We start from the raw sequence: 19,432 nt of genomic DNA, 5'->3' as shown, positions 1-19,432 counted from the left end.
TCTCAATTCTTCTCTTTTGACTGCGAAATTTACTTGTCTGATAGCGGATGGCAGGTAACATAGATATCCCCCCATAAGGGTGGACAAGTGTTTATTTTTTCCGACTATTAACAGAGAGAATATTATGAGCGTTGTGCCTGTAGCCGACGTACTCCAGGGCCGTGTCGCCGTTGACCAGGAAGTCACCGTGCGCGGATGGGTGCGTACCCGCCGAGATTCTAAAGCTGGCATCTCCTTCCTTGCCGTCTATGACGGTTCCTGCTTTGATCCTGTACAGGCCGTCATTAATAATTCTCTGCCCAATTACAATGATGACGTTCTGCGCCTGACAACCGGTTGCTCCGTCATTGTTACCGGCGTGGTTGTGGCGTCACCGGGCCAGGGCCAAAGCTTCGAAATTCAGGCCTCTGCCATTGAAGTCACCGGCTGGGTTGAAGATCCGGACACCTACCCGATGGCGGCAAAACGCCACAGCATCGAATATCTGCGTGAAGTCGCCCACCTGCGTCCGCGTACCAACCTGATTGGTGCGGTGGCGCGCGTGCGTCATACGCTGGCGCAGGCGCTGCATCGTTTCTTCGATGAGCAGGGTTACTTCTGGGTGTCTACCCCGCTGATCACCGCGTCCGATACGGAAGGTGCCGGCGAGATGTTCCGCGTCTCAACGCTGGACATGGAAAACCTGCCGCGTACGCCTGAAGGTAAAGTGGACTATGACAAAGACTTCTTTGGTAAAGAAGCCTTCCTGACGGTATCTGGTCAGCTCAACGGCGAAACGTACGCCTGTGCGCTTTCTAAGATCTACACCTTTGGCCCAACCTTCCGCGCCGAAAACTCCAACACCAGCCGTCATCTGGCGGAATTCTGGATGCTGGAGCCTGAAGTGGCCTTTGCAGACCTGAACGATGTCGCTGGCCTTGCAGAAGCGATGCTGAAGTATGTGTTCAAAGCGGTGCTGGAAGAGCGTCCTGACGACATGAAATTCTTCGCAGAACGTGTAGACAGCGATGCTGTGGCGCGTCTGGAGCGTTTCGTCTCTGCCGACTTTGCGCAGGTGGACTATACCGACGCGGTAGCAATCCTCGAGAAATGCGGTGAGACATTCGAGAACCCGGTTTACTGGGGCGTTGACCTGGCGTCTGAGCACGAACGCTATCTGGCCGAGAAGCATTTCAAAGCGCCGGTTGTCGTTAAAAACTACCCGAAAGATATTAAGGCCTTCTATATGCGCCTTAACGAAGACGGTAAAACCGTGGCAGCGATGGACGTTCTGGCGCCGGGCATTGGTGAAATCATCGGTGGCTCTCAGCGTGAAGAGCGTCTCGACGTGCTGGACGCGCGTATGGAAGAGATGGGGCTCAACCCAGCTGACTACAGCTGGTACCGCGATCTGCGTCGTTACGGTACCGTACCGCACGCCGGTTTTGGTCTGGGCTTTGAGCGTCTGATTGCCTACGTTACCGGTGTTCAGAACGTACGTGACGTGATCCCGTTCCCACGTACTCCACGTAACGCCAGCTTCTAATCGGTACAAGACTAAAATGGCCAGCTTATGCTGGCCATTATTTTATTCTGTATTGTCAGTTTTCGTCAGCGTAAAGTCAGCGTCTTTAAACCTTGCCCCCGTCACAACCACTACCTGTTACGTTTTGTTTCCGCGAAATATCCAGCCACAAAAAATAAACCCCATTCTTATTGCGATTATTACACCCTCAAGCGATAGCACAAATTTCAACCACTTTTACAGCCATCCGGAAGGCCCTTCGCAGTCATAAGAAAAAACGAGCCGTTTAAGGTCTGTTTATACGAATCGCCTTTATCTCAATTAATCATAAGGAATTCATATATATAGGATAGTGCTTGTTGTTTAATTCACCAGGGCGTTCTGAAGTTTGAGGTGGTTCACAAAGTTCCCAAAAATACATATTTAGTTACACATATTTTCTTTCAGTTACTTAATCTTGAGAATTGTAGCACTTTCAGGCTAGCGAAACGCTTCGCCGAATGGAAAGATGCCTGTCAGATACATAAAGACACCAAACTCTCATCAATAGTTCCGGAAATATTTATTGACAGAATTTATTGACGGCAGTGGCGAGTGTCATAAAAAAACCAATGAGGGTAATAAATAATGATGAAGCGCAATATTCTGGCAGTGGTAATCCCTGCCCTGCTGGTAGCCGGTGCAGCTAACGCTGCAGAAATCTATAACAAGAACGGCAACAAACTGGACTTCTACGGGAAAGTTAACGCCGAGCACGATTTCGTGACTTCCGGTGATAACACCAACAATAACGACGCTACCTACGCGCAGATCGGTTTCAAAGGCGAAACTCAGATCAACGACCAGCTGACCGGTTACGGCCAGTGGGAATACCGTTTCCTGGCCAACCAGGCTGAAAATGGTACTCAGACTAACAAAAACCGTCTAGCATTCGCTGGCCTGAAAGCGGGCGATGCTGGCAGCATCGACTACGGTCGTAACTACGGTATCGTTTACGACGTAGAATCTTACACCGATATGGCGCCGTCCTTCTCAGGTATGACCTGGGGCGGTAACTATGTTGATAACTTTATGACCAGCCGCAGCACCGGTCTGCTGACCTACCGTAACAGCAACTTCTTCGGTCTGGTTGACGGTCTGAGCCTGGGCGTTCAGTACCAGGGCAAAAACGACCGTACTGACGTTAAAACCTCTAACGGTGACGGCGTAGGCTACTCCCTGGGCTACGATTTCGGCGAAGGCTTCGGTGCAATCGCATCTTACAGCAACGCTAACCGTACTCTGAACCAGAAAGCTGATGGGGAAGGTGATAAAGCTGAAGCATGGGGTGTTGGTCTGAAATACGACGCTAACAACATCTACCTGGCAACCACCTATGCAGAAACCCGTAACACCACTCGTACCGGTTCTAACGGTGACGCTGGCTTCGCTAACAAAACGCAGAACTTCGAAGTGGTTGCTCAGTACCAGTTCGACTTCGGCCTGCGTCCAGCAATCTCCTACGTGCAGACCAAAGGTAAAGACCTGGCTGCCGTCAACGGCTTCAGCGGTGGCGATGCAGACCTGGCTAAATTCATCCAGGTTGGTACCACTTACTACTTCAACAAGAACTTCAACGTGTGGGCTGACTACTACATCAACCTGCTGGACAAAGACTCCGACTACGCGAAAGCTGTTGGCGGTCTGAACGGCAACGACGATATGGCTGCTGTGGGCGTAACCTACCAGTTCTAATCAGTACACCACTTTGTTATATGCTTAATGAACAGGGCTTCGGCCCTGTTTTTTTATGCGTGACAGAAAATAATGGCGACTTTTGAAAAGCCGCACGCTTTTCGTCGCAAACGGTTGGCATTTTGTAAATCTACCGTTAACCTGATAGCGGATTTCACTTCTGTAATCACAATGGAACTTCGTCATGTTTGAGAACATTACCGCCGCTCCTGCCGACCCTATTCTGGGCCTGGCCGATCTGTTTCGTGCCGATGACCGCCCCGGCAAAATCAACCTGGGTATTGGTGTATATAAAGATGAAACCGGCAAAACTCCGGTACTGACCAGCGTTAAGAAAGCTGAGCAGTATCTGCTGGAAAACGAAACCACCAAAAACTACCTCGGTATTGATGGTATCCCTGAGTTTGGTCGCTGCACCCAGGAGCTGCTGTTCGGTAAAGGCAGCGCAATTGTGAGTGACAAACGTGCCCGTACAGCACAGACCCCAGGCGGTACCGGTGCGCTGCGCGTGGCGGCGGATTTCCTTGCGAAAAACACCTCTGTTAAGCGCGTATGGGTGAGCAACCCAAGCTGGCCGAACCACAAGAGCGTGTTTAACTCTGCGGGTCTGGAAGTGCGTGAATATGCATACTACGACGCGGCAAACCACTCTCTCGACTTTGACGGCCTGCTGGCGAGCCTGAGCGAAGCGCAGGCAGGTGACGTGGTGCTGTTCCACGGCTGCTGCCACAACCCAACCGGTATCGATCCGACGCTTGAGCAGTGGCAACACCTGGCGAAACTGTCCGTTGAAAAAGGCTGGCTGCCGCTGTTTGACTTTGCCTACCAGGGCTTCGCCCGTGGTCTGGAAGAGGATGCCGAAGGCCTGCGCGCGTTCGCAGCCGTTCACCAGGAGCTGATTGTCGCAAGCTCGTATTCCAAGAACTTCGGTCTGTACAATGAGCGCGTGGGTGCCTGTACGCTGGTTGCCGCTAACGAAGAGACCGTCGATCGCGCGTTCAGCCAGATGAAATCGGTTATCCGCGCTAACTATTCTAACCCACCGGCACACGGTGCGTCTGTTGTTGCCACTATCCTCAGCAACGATGCGCTACGCGCTATCTGGGAACAAGAGCTGAACGATATGCGCCAGCGTATTCAGCGCATGCGCCTGCTGTTTGTGAATACCCTGGCTGAGAAAGGAGCGGACCGCGATTTCAGCTTTATCATCAAACAGAACGGCATGTTCTCGTTCAGCGGCCTGACCAAAGAGCAGGTTCTGCGTCTGCGTGAAGAGTTTGGCGTGTACGCCGTGGCCTCTGGCCGCGTGAATGTTGCTGGCATGACGCCTGACAACATGGCGCCACTGTGCGAAGCGATTGTCGCCGTACTGTAATTTGCGCCCATAAAAAAGCCTGCGTTATGCAGGCTTTTTTTATTCTGGTTACCAGACAGGCATCTCATCCTGAAGGAACGGATTATGGAGCCGTTCATAGCCCAGCGTCGACATCGGACCGTGTCCAGGGATAAACGTAACGTCATCACCCAGCGGCAATAACTTTTGTTTAATCGACTGGATCAGCTGCCCGTGATCGCCGCGAGGAAAATCGCTGCGTCCTACGCCGCCTTTGAAAATCACATCGCCGGAAATCAGCAGACGAGACTGGTCATCAAAGAAGGCAATATGGCCTGGCGTATGCCCAGGACAATGCAACACCTGTAAAGTCACATTCCCTACGTTAACGCGCTCTCCTTCGTTCAGCCAGCGATCGGGCGTCAGGGGCTGACACTCATCAAGGCCAAACATGCGGCTTTGGGCGGGTAACCCCTGCAGCCAGAACTCATCTTCTTTTTCCGGGCCGATCACCGGCACACCATAGTGTTCAGCCAGTTCAGCCGCAGCACCTACATGGTCAAGATGACCATGAGTGAGCAAAATCTGCATCAGCGTGACGCCGCTTGCTGCGACTTCCTGCTTGATTTTCTCAGCGTCACCGCCGGGATCGACAAGCGCGGCCAGTTTAGTCTGTTCGCACCAGATCAATGAACAATTCTGGGAGAACGCGGTAACCGGAATAATACGATAGTTCATACTGCTCCTGTGTTTCGTTATTACCAGTGCCGAACCGGACCGGTATCAATATGTACAAAGTTGCTGCTGGGGTAATATCCTACACCACCTGCGCGCATAGATAACGCAGCTTTGCGAATATTGGCTAACGAAACGCCTTCAATATGGAAATCCATTGCCTGTCCCTTCGTGTGATAGCTTTTTTTCGCTACCCCGCGACTGTGGGCGCGCAGTTCATTATTGGTATCAATTGAGCGATAGCCAGAAATGAGCTGAACCGGCTTGCTGGTGCCCAGCAGGCCCTGCAGGCGGAAAATCTGATCAAACAGTCCTGGATCGATGGCTTTTATTTTATTCGCGCGGAAATCACGGAAAAAATGGTTAAGTCTTGCTAATTCATCCTGAATATAGCCTCTGCCATCGAAAAACTCCGCTTTTAGCGACTCACCGGTATGAAGATTGTTGAGCGTTAAAACTCGCGGACGAGGTGTCGAGAGGGTGGCAAATGCTGGCGTCGGCAGGATGGCCGCTGCGCCAAGCGCAACACCACCTAACGCCAGCAGTTTGCGGCGATTAGCGTCAAATTTGTCCATGATAATCAGGTCTACAGGTAAAAGAAATCGTAATATGCTTAGCGCACGAAGGGCACCATAACTGGCAAAACCAGGTACGTCAAGGCGCCCAACCCCAGTGAATACGCGGCTTGCAGCGATATAGCCCCTTATTCAACATAACTTACGACAATCATTTTTCCCGAACTGCTTCATTTACCTGATTAATTGTTCCGCTTTTGGCAAAATTTGTGCGCCGGATCGCGCGGTGAGATCATAATTGTAAATATCTGTACGATACTGGGTACGCCCGTCTTCGCCCACAAACGCCGTCAGATAGTAAAGATTGACCGGAATATTGTGGCGAATATTAACGTAACGTGTATCCCCCTGTTTCAGGGCATCCGAGATGCGCGTATCGTTCCAGCCCGCATCCTGCAATAACATATTGGCCAGCTCCGAGGCTTTGTTCACGCGCACGCAGCCAGAACTCAGCGCGCGCGTATCTTTCTGGAACAGGTTGTGGTTCGGCGTATCGTGCAGGTAGATCGCTTCTGAACTCGGCATGTTGAATTTGTAGCGCCCTAAAGAGTTATGCGCTCCGGGAGCCTGCTGGAAGCGGAACGGCAGATTCGACGCTGTGATGGTCGACCAGTCGACCATATAAGGATCGATGGCCTCTTTACTGTTCCATCCACGCATCACCGTGTAGCCATGACGCTCCAGATAACCCGGATCGTTCCAGACCTTCGGCAGAATGTCTTTTCGCGCCAGGGTCGGCGGCACGTTCCACGGCGGGTTAACCACCACGTTATTCAGCGCGCTGCTCATCATCGGTGTTTTACGATCCGGACGCCCGACAATCACGCGCGACGCCAGTTTTTCGCTACCATCCTGATAATAGACCAGGGAATACGCCGGGATGTTTACCATAATCCCGGTAGAGAGCGTTCCCGGCAGCAGGCGCAAACGCTGGATATTGAGCGCCAGCACCCCTGCCCGCTGCGCAGGCGATACGTTCAGCCAGTCGCGCGTCGTCTGGCCAATGACGCCATCGGCCCCCAGCCCCTGAGCGGCCTGGAATTGTTTAACGGCCGCTACCAGCTCCCGATCGTAAGCCGCAGGTTTGTTGCTCAGGACAACGGCTTTCTTCTCTTTCACGGGCGCTGACGGGCTGACGGCGACGTTTTGTGGATCGTCACCCGGAAGAGCAATCTTTGGCCCGCCTTCCAGAATACCGGAACGCGTCAGGATCTCGCGCAGGGCGGGAACATCGCTGCTCCACTGCCCCGGACGCAGCGTCGCGGTACCGCGCATTTGCGGCCATGGACGCGTGTCCCCCACCAGCGCGAGGAGCGACTGGTGCAAAGTGGCATAGTGTGGATGCGCCGGTGCCAGGCTGGCAATAAAGCGCGGCAGTTCGCCATTGTCCAGCGCGAGCTGCCATTGATTAATCACCGATAGCGCCGGCGTCGCCAGCTTGTACGGCTTATCGCTGTACAGCCAGCGGTTGCCATTGACAGGAATACCCGCCACGAACTGCAGGTAGCCCATCATGGCATCGGAAAGCACCACGTCACGCGCCTGCCCGGTGACGGCAGGATCGGTTAACAGCTCAACCCACTTTGTAAACTGCGGCTGAAACCCTGCAATCGCAACCTCTGCCAGCTGCTGCTGGAAGGCGCGCACGGCATCGCGATTTTCCCACATCGGTTTCATATCGCGGGCAGCATAGAGGAGCGTGAGCTGGTTAATATAGACAGGCGTGTAGCCTGACGGCAGCTCCGACTGCAGCTGCTGACTGAGCGATTCTGCGTCGATGCCTTCCGGCAGCGGTTTAATTCCGGCCATGATAGCCGTCGCCGGAGACTGCTCCAGCGGCTGGGACAACGACGTTGGCTGCGCGCCTGTCGTTGCCGAGCTGTCAGTCGGCACAATTTCAGGCTCGTCGGCCTGGGCGGTTAACAGCGGAGCAAACATCACTGCCAGGCATAAACTCAGCGCAGACAGCTGACGACCACATTCTTTCTTTAGCAACATCCCTTGCCCCCTGTTTTCACGACATGCCCATCACGCTGGGGCTTTCTTTCATTATAGGTAGACGGCTAAGCTGTTGCCTTACCTTATGTAAAGAAGTTTAAAGATAACGCAGCCCCAAGCACAAGTTAAGTTTAAAAAAAAAGCGGCGCCAGTGCGCCGCTTCGGGACAGAACATGCTTCAGGAAGCGTCCGCCGTGGTTTCCGGCAATGACTCCGGCGGCTGCGGCGCAAAGCCACGCAGACCGACAACGTGAACGTGTTCGCTGTTCTGGAACACCTTACGCACCAGTTTGTAGGTGGTGCCCTTCTCGGGGCTGATGTTCTCCGGCGCCGCGATAATGAGCTGCATATCGAGACGCTCGCAAAGCTCGAACAGCGTGGCAATTGAGCGGGCATCAAGACGCGCCGCCTCATCCAGGAACAGCAGTCGGCACGGCGAGATGTCTTTGCCGCGCAGGCGACGCGCTTCATCTTCCCAGCTCTGTACGACCATCACCAGAATTGACATCCCGGTACCGATCGCTTCACCGGTAGAGAGCGCCCCGGATTCCGCACGCAGCCAGCCGTCTGAGCCACGGTTTACCTCAACTTCCATTTCCAGGTAGTTACGGTAGTCGAGCAGCTCTTCACCGATGGTTTGCGGCGTACGTTGCCCCATATCAATCTGCGGGTTCAGGCGCTGATACAGCTTCGCCAGCGCTTCGGAGAAGGTCAGACGGTTGCTGTTGAACAGATCCTGATGCTGCTCATGCTGCTCTGAGAGCACTTCCAGCAGCGTCGCGTGGGCCTCACGCACGTTGACGTTGAGGCGCACGCTGTTCACCTGGCCAAACGACACGCTCTGCAGACCCTGGTTCAGCTGGCGGATACGGTTCTGCTCGCGCTGAATAGTTTTACGAATGATGTTCGCCACGCTGCGGGAGCTGATCGCCAGCTTCTGCTCGCGGGAGGTCAATTCCTCCGTCAGGCGGCCCAGCTCGATTTCCATCTGTTCGATGGCTTCGACCGGATCGTCGGTACGGATAATGTCCTGACGAATACGCTCGCGCAGGTGCTGGTAAACCGCCACGAAGAACTGAATTTTACGTTCCGGACGTTTCGGATCCTCCGACATACGCAGCACGTCGCGCAGGTGTTCGTTATCCGCCACCGCCAGACGCAGCGCACCCAACGCCTTATCCGACATGGAACGCAGCTCATCGGCAGAGAGATACGCCAGCTCGCGACGGTGCAGGCGACGCTCAACGTTATTGTCTTTCACCATGCGCATCACCGCGCACCAGCCCGCCTTGGCGGTCACGACCTGCTCGCGCATTTCGTGATAGTCGCGTTCCAGCTTGCGCAGGCGACGGGTCAGGTTATCCATTTCGGCTTCGCAGAAGGTCAGCGCTTTTTCCAGCTGATTGCGACGCGCGCGGTTATTGCTGAGCTGAGAATGCAGCTCGTCACGACGAATACGCGCGCGCTCTTCTGCCCCGCTGTCGGCACGCACGCCGATGTCCTGAAGCTCTTTCTGCAGATCGTTTAACAGCTCTTTCTTGGTATCGAAGGAGCTTTTCAGCGAGGCCAGCACCTGATTGTACTGGTTCAGCTGAGCGGAGTGGCTGCGCATCGCTTCGCGGGCGCGAGTACGTTCCGCCTCCGCCTGCTCAAGGCGCTGACGCAGTTTTTCATTCAGGTCGCTGTTACCGCTCAGCATTTCAGCCGAATCGGAGTAGCCAAAGTGCGCGCGACGCTGCACCACTTCCGTCAGGGCAAACGCCTGCTGACGCGCTTCGCGCTGCACCTGCTGCGACCAGGCATAATCTTCTTTTAACTGCTCGAACTGTTCCGGGTCGCTCTGAAGGACAGACACGACGGGCTCCAGCTTCGCCAGCTGATTGCCGTGCTGCTGAACGAAACGCGCGGCTTCCTGCGCTTCATCCAGACGTTCCTGGATCTCATCCACGCGGTCAGCCAGCGTGTCATCCGCCAGCAGATTCAGGCGCGGCAGAATGCGGTTAAGGGCAGCAACGCCCTCTTTCGCCTGTTCAAACTGAACGCGACTTTGCTGGTTATCACTTTCATGGCTGGCAATCGCACGTTCCAGCTCGCCACGGCGGGTGTTCAGCTTGCGGATTTCGGCTTCCGGATCCGCGTCAAACGCTACGGCGAGATGGCTGCCGATAAAGCGGCTGAACGACTGGTGCAGACGCTGGGTTTTCTGCACGTCAAACGACAGGGTCGCAAAACGTTCAGACAGCGTTTCACGCTCGGCGTGCAGGCTCTCGATGCGGCTTTCGCGCGCGGCGCGGCCAAACAGCGGCAGCTCAGGGAAGCGGGAGTAACGCCACTGACGGTCGGCAATTTTCACCACCACCGCTTTTTCCAGCTCGTCGACGCTGAACACGCTGTCATCGAACGACTGCGGATCCCCTTCGATCAGGTAGAGATCTTCCGGGCAATCTTCCAGGCCGGCAAGCTGCTCAGAAATCAGCGACAGATCCGGGACCACAATCGCGTTGCGGGATGGACCGTACAGCGCGGAGAAGTACGGAGCATCGTCCAGGCCAACGTCGTCATAAATCTCGGACAGCAGCACGCCGCCAAAACGCTCCGCTAGCGCATTCAGGCGCGGATCTTCTGATCCGCCAGGCTGGCTTAAGCGCTCAATTTCTTCATCGACGTCGCGCTTGCGGGCGCCCACTTCGTCACGCTCAACGATGGCTTCGCGCTCGCGCTCCAGCAGCTGCTGCAGGTATTCGGTCACTTCCTGGCTGGATTCGAACTGCTCGCCGCACTGCTCGCTGAGCTGGTTCAGGCTGCTTTGAGCCGCCAGCCAGACCGGTGCACGCTCCAGGAGCGTCTTCGAACGGGACTGAATCTGCTCCAGCTCCTGACGCAGGGTCATACGCTGTTCGCTGGCGTTTGATACGGTATCGGACAGGGCCGCAATACGCGCTTCCAGCTCCTGATGCAGGGCCTCAAGCTCGTCGAAATCGTAATTTTTTCCCTGACGCTTGCAGAATTCCGCCAGCAGACGCTCGGCTTCCTGCTGCTCGCGCAGGCGCTGCTCCAGCTCGTTCAGACGCATACGCAGCGGCTGAACCTGCTCGGCCAGATGGCGCTGGTTCACACCGTCGCGCAGCAGTTCGCGGGCAACGTCCCAGGCTTCGTTACGCGCCAGAGGGCCGTTAATCGCGACCACCAGCTGATAAGCCTGCTCAAACTGGCTGTGCGCCGTTTGCGCGACGCTCATTTTCTGTTCGAGGGAGAGCAGTTTCTCGGTGGCTTCCTGCTCTTTGGCCTGGAAGGTATCCAGCCACTCGTCGGCGCTGTCCGGCGTCAGGTCAGGCAGATGGCACAGCTCTTTTGCACGCTGTAATGCCTGCAATGCCTGGTTATACTGAATCGCTCGCGTCTGCTGCACGTCAAGCGCCTGCTGGTAATCGGCAAGCTGGCTTTTCAGCTCATCCACTTCCAGCTCGGCAGCTTCGGCGCGGGCTTCGTTCTCTTCCTGCATGTCGGCGGCTTCAGCCACCACTTCATTTTGCTCTTCGAGACGAATCTGCAGCTCATCGAGGTCCGCTTCATAGCGCTCGATTTTTTCCTGCTGACGCAGCGCGGTCTGCACCAGGTTCAGGTGATCGCTGGCAGCCTGATAGTCGGCTTCCAGGTCGCCTTCAGCACCGTTGTGCTCACCCAGCTCGCGCGCCATCTCGACGTGCTTATACTGTTCGGCCACCAGCTGTTTACGGGAGGTAAACAGCTCGCGGCGGTATTCTAATGCCTGATCGAGATGCACGCGGCGCTCGTTGGCGTGGCGCATATAGTCTGCCGCCACGTAGTTGGTGGCTTCGCTGATCAGGTGTTTAAACAGGTCGCGGTCAGACTGGGTAACGCGAATCGCTTCCAGCGTCATGCGGTTTTCGCGCAGCGCCGCTTCCATATCCTGGAAGGCCTTACGCACGCCGCTGTTTTCCGGCAGCAGGTAGTCGCGCAGGGAGCGGGTAATCGCGCTGGAGATACCGCCGTACAGAGACGCTTCGATCAGACGGTAGTATTTACTACGGTCTGATGCGGTGCGCAGACGACGCGCCACCACGCCCAGATCGAACATCAGCGAGTGGTAGTCGGTAATGGAGTTGAACTGCTTGAACTGCACGCCTTCGATGGCCTCAAGCTTGTCTTTCAGCTCCTGCAGCGTCAACACGCGCGCCTGACGTTCGTTCAGGGTTTCCGTCAGCAGCGCCGTCGGCTGCACGGAGGTTGGCAGCCCCTGGATTGCAAACGGTTTGATATCCACTTTACGGTCACGACCGGCGACCTGCTGCAGGCGCACGCCCACCACCACGCGCTGATGACGGGAGTTAATAACGTCCAGAACCGAATAACAGACGCCGGCCTTCAGCTTACCGTGCAGACCTTTATCACGGGAGCCGCTTGTTGCCCCCGCTTCGGTGGTGTTACGGAAGTGAAGCAGCGTCAGGTCAGGGATCAGCGCCGTAACAAAGGCTGCCATGGTGGTGGATTTACCCGCACCGTTACCGCCGGAGAGCGTCGTGACCAGCTCATCCAGATCGAACGTTCGGGCAAAGAAGCCGTTCCAGTTAATCAGCGTCAGTGAGCGAAATTTACCGCGTTCAATCATTACTCTTCCTCCCCGCTATCCGGCAGATTCTCTTCATGCTCATCATTGAGCTGCAAATGGTTTTCCACCGGCATCGCTTCACCGTCGCGGATCATGCGAAGCTGCGCTTCACGCGCGTCATCGCCCGCACGCACGTCGGCGCCGAAGCGGAAGACAGATTCCGTAATGCGGAATTTGCTGCTGTCGTGGCCCATAAACCAGACCATCCCCAGACGACGCAGACGGTTTAGGGAAGAGCGAACCTTTTCCTGTAATTTCTGACGGTCAAGATCCGACCCCGTGGAGCGGTTGTTCACCAGCTTGAGCAGCTTGCTTTCATCTGCCAGCGTCAACAGCTCGTCGTAAAGTTCCTGCTGGGTGAAGATCCCTTCATTCGCCAGACGTTCCGGGCTGAGGTAGAGGTAGCAAAGAATTTTGCCGACCATCATATCCAGCTCGGAGAGCACGGAACGCGGAATAAGCGTCGTGGAGCGCGGGCGCAGGTAGAAAAACCCTTCCGGCGCGCGGATAAGCTCCACGTTGTAGCGCGCGTAAAACTCTTCCAGGTACTCCTGGAAGTCCATCAAAAAGGCGTGATTATCCAGCTCGTCTAAGCCAATGTGACGACCGGCACGCAGCTGGCTGTCCAGCGCCGGAAATAACGGATTCGCCAGCGCCTGTGCCAGCTTAACGGGCATCACTTGTTCAATATTTGTCAATGACATGCGCCTGTACCTTGGCTCCGTAATCGTTAATTGGCTGCCACTTCGGCGGCAGTCCGGTGAAATCTGCTTGCGCGACGCCCAGGCGCACCGCCTGGTCTACCACAATGCGGGCAATGTCGAAGTGGCGCGCGCGTGGATATTGCGCCAGATAGTCGCGCACCACGAGACCAAGATCCAGCGGCACTTGTCTGGTTTTGTAGACAGCGAGCTGTTCTTCGATCATCGCCGCAAGCTGCTCGCGAATTTCGTTAAATTCTTCGTATTCCAGATCCGGCGGCAGTTCACCTGTCACCTCTTCATCGCGCAGCGCCATCTCTTCGTCGCGCATATCCAGCAGACGATCGGCATTGGCGTAGGTCAGCGCCCACGGCGCATCGAAATAGGTCTGCACCGACTGACGCAGACGCTGAGCAAAGACGCGGTTTTTATCCATATCAATCGCGGTACGGATAAATTTATGCACGTGTCGGTCGTAGCCGATCCACAGATCGATTGACTGCTGGCCCCAGCTGATAATGCGGTCGAGTTTGCTCTGCAGATCGAAGACCAGACGATCGATAAAATGCAGATCGTCGTGCGCCAGAGTCGCGTCCTGGATGCGCAGCAGATTCGCCTGCAGCTTGTCCCCTGCGGCTTCCAGCGTATCCTGGAGTTCGCGCAGCGTGCCGGAGGTTTCTGACAGCAGAAGTTCACAGCTGGAGATGGCCGCTCGCCAGTCTTTATTCAGCAGCTGGGCGATATCGTCTTTCACCTGCTGCTGCTGTTCGTCCATCAGACGCTGGGTGAGATCGATACTGTCAAAAATCTCGGCCACCGAATATTTCAGCGGCGCGTAGACGTTACGGTGCCAGTGGAATTCGTCACCGTTTTCATCCGCCGCGTCGGCGGCGCGCTTAAGTTCACCCGCCACGATCGAGAGCTGCATGGAAAGACGCAGCGTAGAAAATTCACGCTGGCGAATGTAGTAATCGGTGATGCCGATGCCCAGCGGCGTCAGGCGATAGATGGCGTTTCCTTCCGCCTGCTCGCTGGTAAAGCGGTTCAGCAGACGTTGACGCACCATATCGTTGATTGCGTTGTTGGCACGCACGCTAATGGTTTCGCTGGTTTGCTCAAACGCATCACTGACATGGCGGAACGCATCCACCAGTTCACCCTCGCTCATTTCACCGTCCAGCCGTTCGCCGTTCAGCGTGGCAACCGCCAGCAGGAAAGAGAGTCTGTCTACCGGCAGCGAGATGGAGAAATCGTTTTTCCTGGCCCAGGCAACCAGTTCGGGGACTGTCTGGGAAAATTCACTCATAGGTTATCCTTGCATCTGCGGCTTGTGCGCGGTGACGTGAATATAGCGGCCAAGGCTGATAAAAGGCTCCTGACGGCAATACCGCGTTTCCAATTCTGTTAAGGTGTCAAAACAGTCACGCTGTTTGTGTTTTTCACGCAGATAATCATGAAACACCCTAACGCCCGTCTTCCCGACGATCTGCCAGCCAATCGCTTCCAGCCAGCCATAAACCTGCTGTGGATCGCGCGGATAGTCCGGGGAAAGCGTGCGCTTTTTCTTTTTGGGCATCCCGACCTGCACATAGTCGAAATTTCCTGCAACCATGTTGTGCATCAGGAAGCCGTTAGCATTGTAGAACATCAGCGACAGCGTGCCGCCCGGGCGCAACATCGACCACAGGGTTTGTAACACGCTTTGCGGATCGGCAACCCACTCCAGCACCGCATGAAACAATATCAGATCAACCTGGGTTTCCAAATGCTGCGCGATGTCCTGAGCGGCGCATTGTATAAAATGCATGTTGTCGCTCACACCTTTCTCTTCTGCAGCACGCGTCGCGCGGGCGACCATTTCAGCAGAAAGATCGCAAAGCGTGACGTGATGACCGCGCTCGGCCATTTTTATCGCCGTCTGCCCTTCACCGCCACCGGCGTCCAGCACGCGCAACGTTTGCCCACCAAAGGTAGCCAGAATGGTGTCCAGATCCTGCCAGAGGATCGTCTGACGGAGCTGCCCTTTCGTGGTGCCATAAATGTTGCGCGAAAACTTTTCCGCGATGTCATCAAAATTGCGATCCCGCATTGGGAGAGTTCCACTCGCTAACTGCAAAACCGCTATTTTGTCACACCCGCGCGGAGAATGAACCTCTCTGGTGTAATATCACGGGTAATCACCTGCTATATGGTCAAAAAAGGAACCAAAAAGGATGCTTTTTACCCTTAAGAAATACATTGGAGGGATGATGCTTCCCCTTCCGCTGCTGCTCATCATCATCGCGCTGGGGCTGGCGCTGGTGTGGTTCAGTCGCTTTCAGAAGAGTGGCAAAACGCTTATTACGCTCGGCTGGTTTGTCCTGCTGCTGTTGAGCCTGCAGCCGGTCGCGGATGGTCTGCTACGCCCCATCGAAAACAAATACCCAACATGGCAAGGAAATCAGAAAGTGGCGTACATCGTGGTGCTGGGTGGCGGGTATACCTGGGATCCTGACTGGGCGCCCAGTTCAAACCTGATCAACAACAGCCTGCCACGGCTAAACGAAGGCATTCGCCTCTGGCTGGCGAACCCGGGATCAAAAATGATCTTCACCGGCGCGGCGGCCAAAACGAACCCGGTGAGTACGGCTGAAGCGGGCGCCAGGGTCGCAGAATCACTCGGCGTGCCGCGTTCCTCGATTATCACCCTGGACAGCCCAAAAGACACCGAAGAAGAGGCTGCCGCAGTGAAGCAGGCAATAGGCGATGTCCCGTTCTTACTGGTGACCTCCGCCTCACACCTGCCGCGCGCGATGATTTTCTTTGAGAAGCAAGGCCTGCACCCGCTTCCCGCACCGGCAAACCAGATGGCCATCGACGCGCCGCTCAACCCGTGGGAACGGGCGATCCCATCCCCGGCCTGGCTGATGCATAGCGATCGCGTCGGTTATGAGACGCTCGGACGCCTCTGGCAGTGGCTGAAAGGATCGTCAGGCGAGCCAGGGCAAGAGTGATTTTGTTGCCAGATCGAAATTTGCGCGATTAAAACGTCCGGTATTCACTAGTTGCGCGACTTCGTCCCAGAGCAGGTAAAGCCAGCGCCGCCAGAGAAACGCTTCTGCAACGGGCGCGCGTTGAAGGTAGTGCCACAGTAGACCTTCCGCCGCCCCGCTGTCGCTGAGCCTGAACAGCTCGTATTCGCGCGGAGCCCAGAGCATGATCCCCGGCCCGAGCATCGCCAGAAGCTGATCGCTGCGGGAGTCTTTGAGCATGCTGCGCAGGGTGAAATTACCGTGGATCAGCACGCAGTTGTCATTAAAACCGTCGAACAGCGCCGGTAAGCACTCGCGGGTGCGAAACAGAATACGTTTGTCCTGCATGGTTAAACCGGTATTGTTGAACTGGTTAAGCGTTCCCCACAGCACTTCCACCCGCTGGCGATACCACAGCGGCCACAGGTTTTCCTGAGTGCTGTCGACCGGACCGACAAGCCCGCGGCTATCCTGACGATGCCAGGCCAGCAGCGCCTCGACAATCTGGTCTTTTAACTGCTCCCAGCGTTCCGGCGTGCGCGCGGGCGCTTCAACGGGCACGCCGCGTAAACGCTCAATCAGCAGCACGTCCGGGCCGGGGTGTTCCTCGTGGGTCATCACGCCGTACACCGTCGGCATACGGACGGTTCCCTCCCGCGCCAGCATCGACATTTTCCATGCAAGCTGCCTGGCAACGCCCGGCGAGGTGAAACTTCTGGCCATCAGCGGCATTGGGTTGCCCTGACTGTCATACAACGACCAAAGCGCGGTATCGGCCTTTTCACTCACGCATTCGACCCGGCTTAATTTCTCACCCAGCAGATGGCTAAGTTCGGCACGCAGCTGTTCCATATGAGATTACCCCCATTAAGACTACTGCTTTTATAATGAGCGTCCTTAAGGGAGATGTCACCCGGAAGAGAACAATTAGGGAAAAGAAAGGGGAATTAAGGGGCAGAGGACATCCCCCCGTCAGGAGGGATGCAGGCGGTATTAGCGCAGCTCGGCGCGAACGCGCTCAAGATCTTCCGGCGTATCAACGCCCGTTCCAGGCACTTCGCTGGCAACGGCAACGTGAATTTTTTCGCCATACCAGAGCACGCGAAGCTGCTCCAGCATTTCGATATGCTCCAGCGGACTCGGCGCCCAGGTAACATATCGACGAATAAAACCGGCGCGATAGCCGTAGATCCCGATATGACGCAAGAAAGTATCACCGATTGTCTCTTTGGAGAGCGCAAAGCGATCGCGATCCCACGGGATCGTGGCGCGGGAGAAATAGAGCGCATAGCCTTCGGCATCCATGACCACCTTCACGGCATTCGGATTGAATGCCTCTTCAGCGTGGTGAATAGGCACCGCGAGCGTCGCCATACCAACCTGACGCTGAGCCAGGTTTTCTGCCACCTGACGGATAATCACCGCCGGGATCATCGGCTCGTCACCCTGCACGTTAACGATGACCGTATCATCACTGAAACCACATTTCTCAACCACTTCCGCCAGACGCTCGGTGCCGGACTGGTGATCGGCGCGGGTCATGCATACCTCACCGCCTGCTGCCTCAACCGCTCGGGCGACGTCAGGATGATCGGTAGCAACAATCACGCGATCGGCACCGGATTCACGCGCACGCTCAAGAACATGCACAATCATCGGCTTGCCGTTGATATCCACCAGCGGTTTACCTGGCAGACGCGTTGAGGCATAACGCGCAGGAATAATGACAACAAAACTCATGGTTTGCTCTCTTCTGCCACCAGGGAACGAGCTTCATTTTCCAGCAGTACCGGAATGCCGTCACGCAGCGGGAAAGCCAGGCTGTCCAGCTTGCAAATCAGCTCCTGTTTGTCCTGGCTGTAATAGAGTTTGCCGTTGCATACCGGGCAGGCAATAATTTCAAGTAAACGGTGATCCATAGTTCCTCCGTATGGGTAATCGCTAAAGCTTAACACATTCCCTTTTCAGGGAGTGCCTGTTTCCCAGCCACTTCGACAGGATGTAAACAGCCCGTCGGGCACCCTACCCAGCGTCACGTCGCGGGCACCCTGCCAGCGCGCGAATTCGCTAATGGCGGACGTTAACCCTTTTTCCAGGCTCGCCGTCACCCTGACGCCCTCTTCCAGATAAAGCGCAATAATTTCAAGCGTGCCGGTCTTGCGGTGCATTTTGGCGTCCATGCGCCCGACCAGTTGCCCCTTATGCAGCAGCGGGAGTACAAAGTAACCATACTGGCGCTTTGGCGCCGGGGTATAACATTCCAGCCGGTAGCTAAAGTCGAACAGCTGCTCGGCGCGTTTTCTGTCCCAGACGACCGGGTCGAAAGGCGACAACACCGCACTGTGGGTTGCCTGAAGTTTCCCCTCCTGGGCCAGAGGCAGTAGCGGGAGGAGATCCGCATGCAGCCACATGTCGCCCAGCGTTTCCACCGTGACCGGGATGACGCGCTGTTCGCGTTGCCAGATGTCCAGCAGCGGTTTCAGCGCGGGCTGGCGAAGGCGATAATAATCAGCCAGCCATTGCGGGCGGAAAATCCCCAGGCTGCGGGCGCTGTTTTCGAGCATGATGGCCTCGGCCGCCTCCTGGGTAAGCAGGTCACGCTCGTCGTCCCAGTGCGGCATCACGCGATGAGTCAGGTCGTACACGCGCTGAAAATTACGCCGCTCAATCACCATGACTTTGCCAGAGGTAAACAGCCCTTCGAGATGACGCTTATGCGGTTTCCACTCCCACCAGCCGCTGGTGCCTTTGCGCGGGTGTTCAAAATCGGCGGAGCGTACGGGACCGTTATCCTGAATATGCGCGATTAGCTGCTCAATTTCGGCCGCATGTTCCAGCATCCACGCCTGACGGTATTTCCAGCCCATCTTTTCCGGAGCAAGCATACGGTGGCGGACCAGGGCAAAATCGCTGCGGGGCAGGAAGCAGGCTTCGTGCGCCCAGTACTCCATTAACTCTCCCTTGCTGAGCGCCTCATCCAGCCACTGCGAAGGATAATTCCCCAGGCGGCTAAACAGCACCAGGTAAGGGCTTCGCGCCACAATGTTAATGGTGTCGATTTGAAGCAGCGACATGCGCTGGACGGTCGAGAGAATATCGGCAGGCTGCGCGCGGCGGCGGGGCTTTTTAAGCAGCCCCTGCGCGGCAAGGTGTAAATGACGTGCGGCTGAAAGTGAGAGTTGCGGTAAAGACATGCGTTATCCTGTCAGTC

15 protein-coding genes are annotated in these 19,432 nt (G+C 55.8%); 4 read left to right on the top strand and 11 right to left on the bottom strand.

Annotated elements, in window-relative coordinates:
- Positions 1-124: 124 nt before the first annotated feature.
- The 3 genes from asnS to aspC all read left to right on the top strand — a co-directional run bounded on the left by asnS (position 125) and on the right by aspC (position 4,613).
- Positions 125-1,525: an asparagine--tRNA ligase gene (gene asnS / locus INF68_RS04075; RefSeq protein WP_109846027.1), complete on the top strand. Its 1,401-nt coding sequence runs from the start codon at positions 125-127 to the stop codon at positions 1,523-1,525.
- 606 nt (positions 1,526-2,131) lie between these two features.
- Positions 2,132-3,238 carry a porin gene (locus INF68_RS04070; RefSeq protein ID WP_032658185.1) on the top strand — a complete coding sequence of 369 codons (1,107 nt, stop codon included), beginning with the start codon at positions 2,132-2,134 and terminating at the stop codon, positions 3,236-3,238.
- Positions 3,239-3,422: 184 nt separating this feature from the next.
- Complete coding sequence (gene aspC, locus INF68_RS04065) at positions 3,423-4,613, top strand: aspartate transaminase (RefSeq protein ID WP_033145106.1); 1,191 nt, start codon at positions 3,423-3,425, stop codon at positions 4,611-4,613.
- A gap of 48 nt (positions 4,614-4,661) precedes the next feature.
- Here the strand turns inward: aspC and INF68_RS04060 are convergent, their stop codons facing one another.
- From INF68_RS04060 to cmoM, 7 genes are all read right to left on the bottom strand, one after another.
- Positions 4,662-5,309, bottom strand: coding sequence for an MBL fold metallo-hydrolase (locus INF68_RS04060; RefSeq protein ID WP_126786652.1), 648 nt, complete (start codon positions 5,307-5,309; stop codon positions 4,662-4,664).
- Positions 5,310-5,329: 20 nt separating this feature from the next.
- A complete protein-coding gene (locus INF68_RS04055) occupies positions 5,330-5,881 on the bottom strand; it encodes a YcbK family protein (protein WP_023335137.1) in 552 nt (183 codons plus the stop codon).
- A 174-nt stretch (positions 5,882-6,055) separates the two neighbouring features.
- Positions 6,056-7,879 carry a L,D-transpeptidase gene (ldtD, locus tag INF68_RS04050; protein ID WP_126786651.1) on the bottom strand — a complete coding sequence of 608 codons (1,824 nt, stop codon included), beginning with the start codon at positions 7,877-7,879 and terminating at the stop codon, positions 6,056-6,058.
- Positions 7,880-8,057: 178 nt separating this feature from the next.
- On the bottom strand, positions 8,058-12,509 hold the full coding sequence (mukB, locus tag INF68_RS04045) for a chromosome partition protein MukB (RefSeq protein WP_126786650.1): 4,452 nt from the start codon (positions 12,507-12,509) through the stop codon (positions 8,058-8,060).
- The gene (mukE, locus tag INF68_RS04040; protein ID WP_008499954.1) at positions 12,509-13,213 is read right to left on the bottom strand and encodes a chromosome partition protein MukE; all 705 of its coding nucleotides are present in this window, start codon (positions 13,211-13,213) and stop codon (positions 12,509-12,511) included. Before mukE ends, mukB begins: the two co-directional genes overlap by 1 nt.
- Positions 13,194-14,516, bottom strand: a complete 1,323-nt coding sequence (gene mukF, locus INF68_RS04035) for a chromosome partition protein MukF (protein WP_023311005.1) — start codon at positions 14,514-14,516, stop codon at positions 13,194-13,196. Before mukF ends, mukE begins: the two co-directional genes overlap by 20 nt.
- A 3-nt stretch (positions 14,517-14,519) precedes the next feature.
- Positions 14,520-15,299: a tRNA uridine 5-oxyacetic acid(34) methyltransferase CmoM gene (cmoM, locus tag INF68_RS04030; protein ID WP_023311004.1), complete on the bottom strand. Its 780-nt coding sequence runs from the start codon at positions 15,297-15,299 to the stop codon at positions 14,520-14,522.
- Positions 15,300-15,423: 124 nt separating this feature from the next.
- On the opposite strand from cmoM, the gene elyC reads away from it, so the two are divergent.
- The gene (gene elyC, locus INF68_RS04025) at positions 15,424-16,203 is read left to right on the top strand and encodes an envelope biogenesis factor ElyC (RefSeq protein WP_032658191.1); all 780 of its coding nucleotides are present in this window, start codon (positions 15,424-15,426) and stop codon (positions 16,201-16,203) included.
- On the opposite strand, the gene INF68_RS04020 is transcribed toward elyC, so the two are convergent.
- The 4 genes from INF68_RS04020 to INF68_RS04005 form a co-directional block, all read right to left on the bottom strand.
- Positions 16,180-17,073: a YcbJ family phosphotransferase gene (locus INF68_RS04020; protein ID WP_023311002.1), complete on the bottom strand. Its 894-nt coding sequence runs from the start codon at positions 17,071-17,073 to the stop codon at positions 16,180-16,182. The two genes, elyC and INF68_RS04020, sit on opposite strands and share 24 nt — an antisense overlap.
- A 141-nt stretch (positions 17,074-17,214) precedes the next feature.
- The gene (kdsB, locus tag INF68_RS04015) at positions 17,215-17,961 is read right to left on the bottom strand and encodes a 3-deoxy-manno-octulosonate cytidylyltransferase (RefSeq protein WP_023311001.1); all 747 of its coding nucleotides are present in this window, start codon (positions 17,959-17,961) and stop codon (positions 17,215-17,217) included.
- Positions 17,958-18,140, bottom strand: coding sequence for a protein YcaR (ycaR, locus tag INF68_RS04010; protein WP_006174474.1), 183 nt, complete (start codon positions 18,138-18,140; stop codon positions 17,958-17,960). The genes kdsB and ycaR overlap by 4 nt, the downstream gene beginning before the upstream one ends.
- Before the next feature lie 45 nt (positions 18,141-18,185).
- On the bottom strand, positions 18,186-19,415 hold the full coding sequence (locus INF68_RS04005; RefSeq protein WP_063441484.1) for a winged helix-turn-helix domain-containing protein: 1,230 nt from the start codon (positions 19,413-19,415) through the stop codon (positions 18,186-18,188).
- Positions 19,416-19,432: the final 17 nt, after the last annotated feature.

Source organism: Enterobacter cloacae complex sp. P16RS2 (assembly GCF_014982155.1).
Classification (GTDB): Bacteria; Pseudomonadota; Gammaproteobacteria; order Enterobacterales; family Enterobacteriaceae; genus Enterobacter; species Enterobacter cloacae_M.
This window is presented reverse-complemented; position numbering and strand designations above follow the sequence as displayed.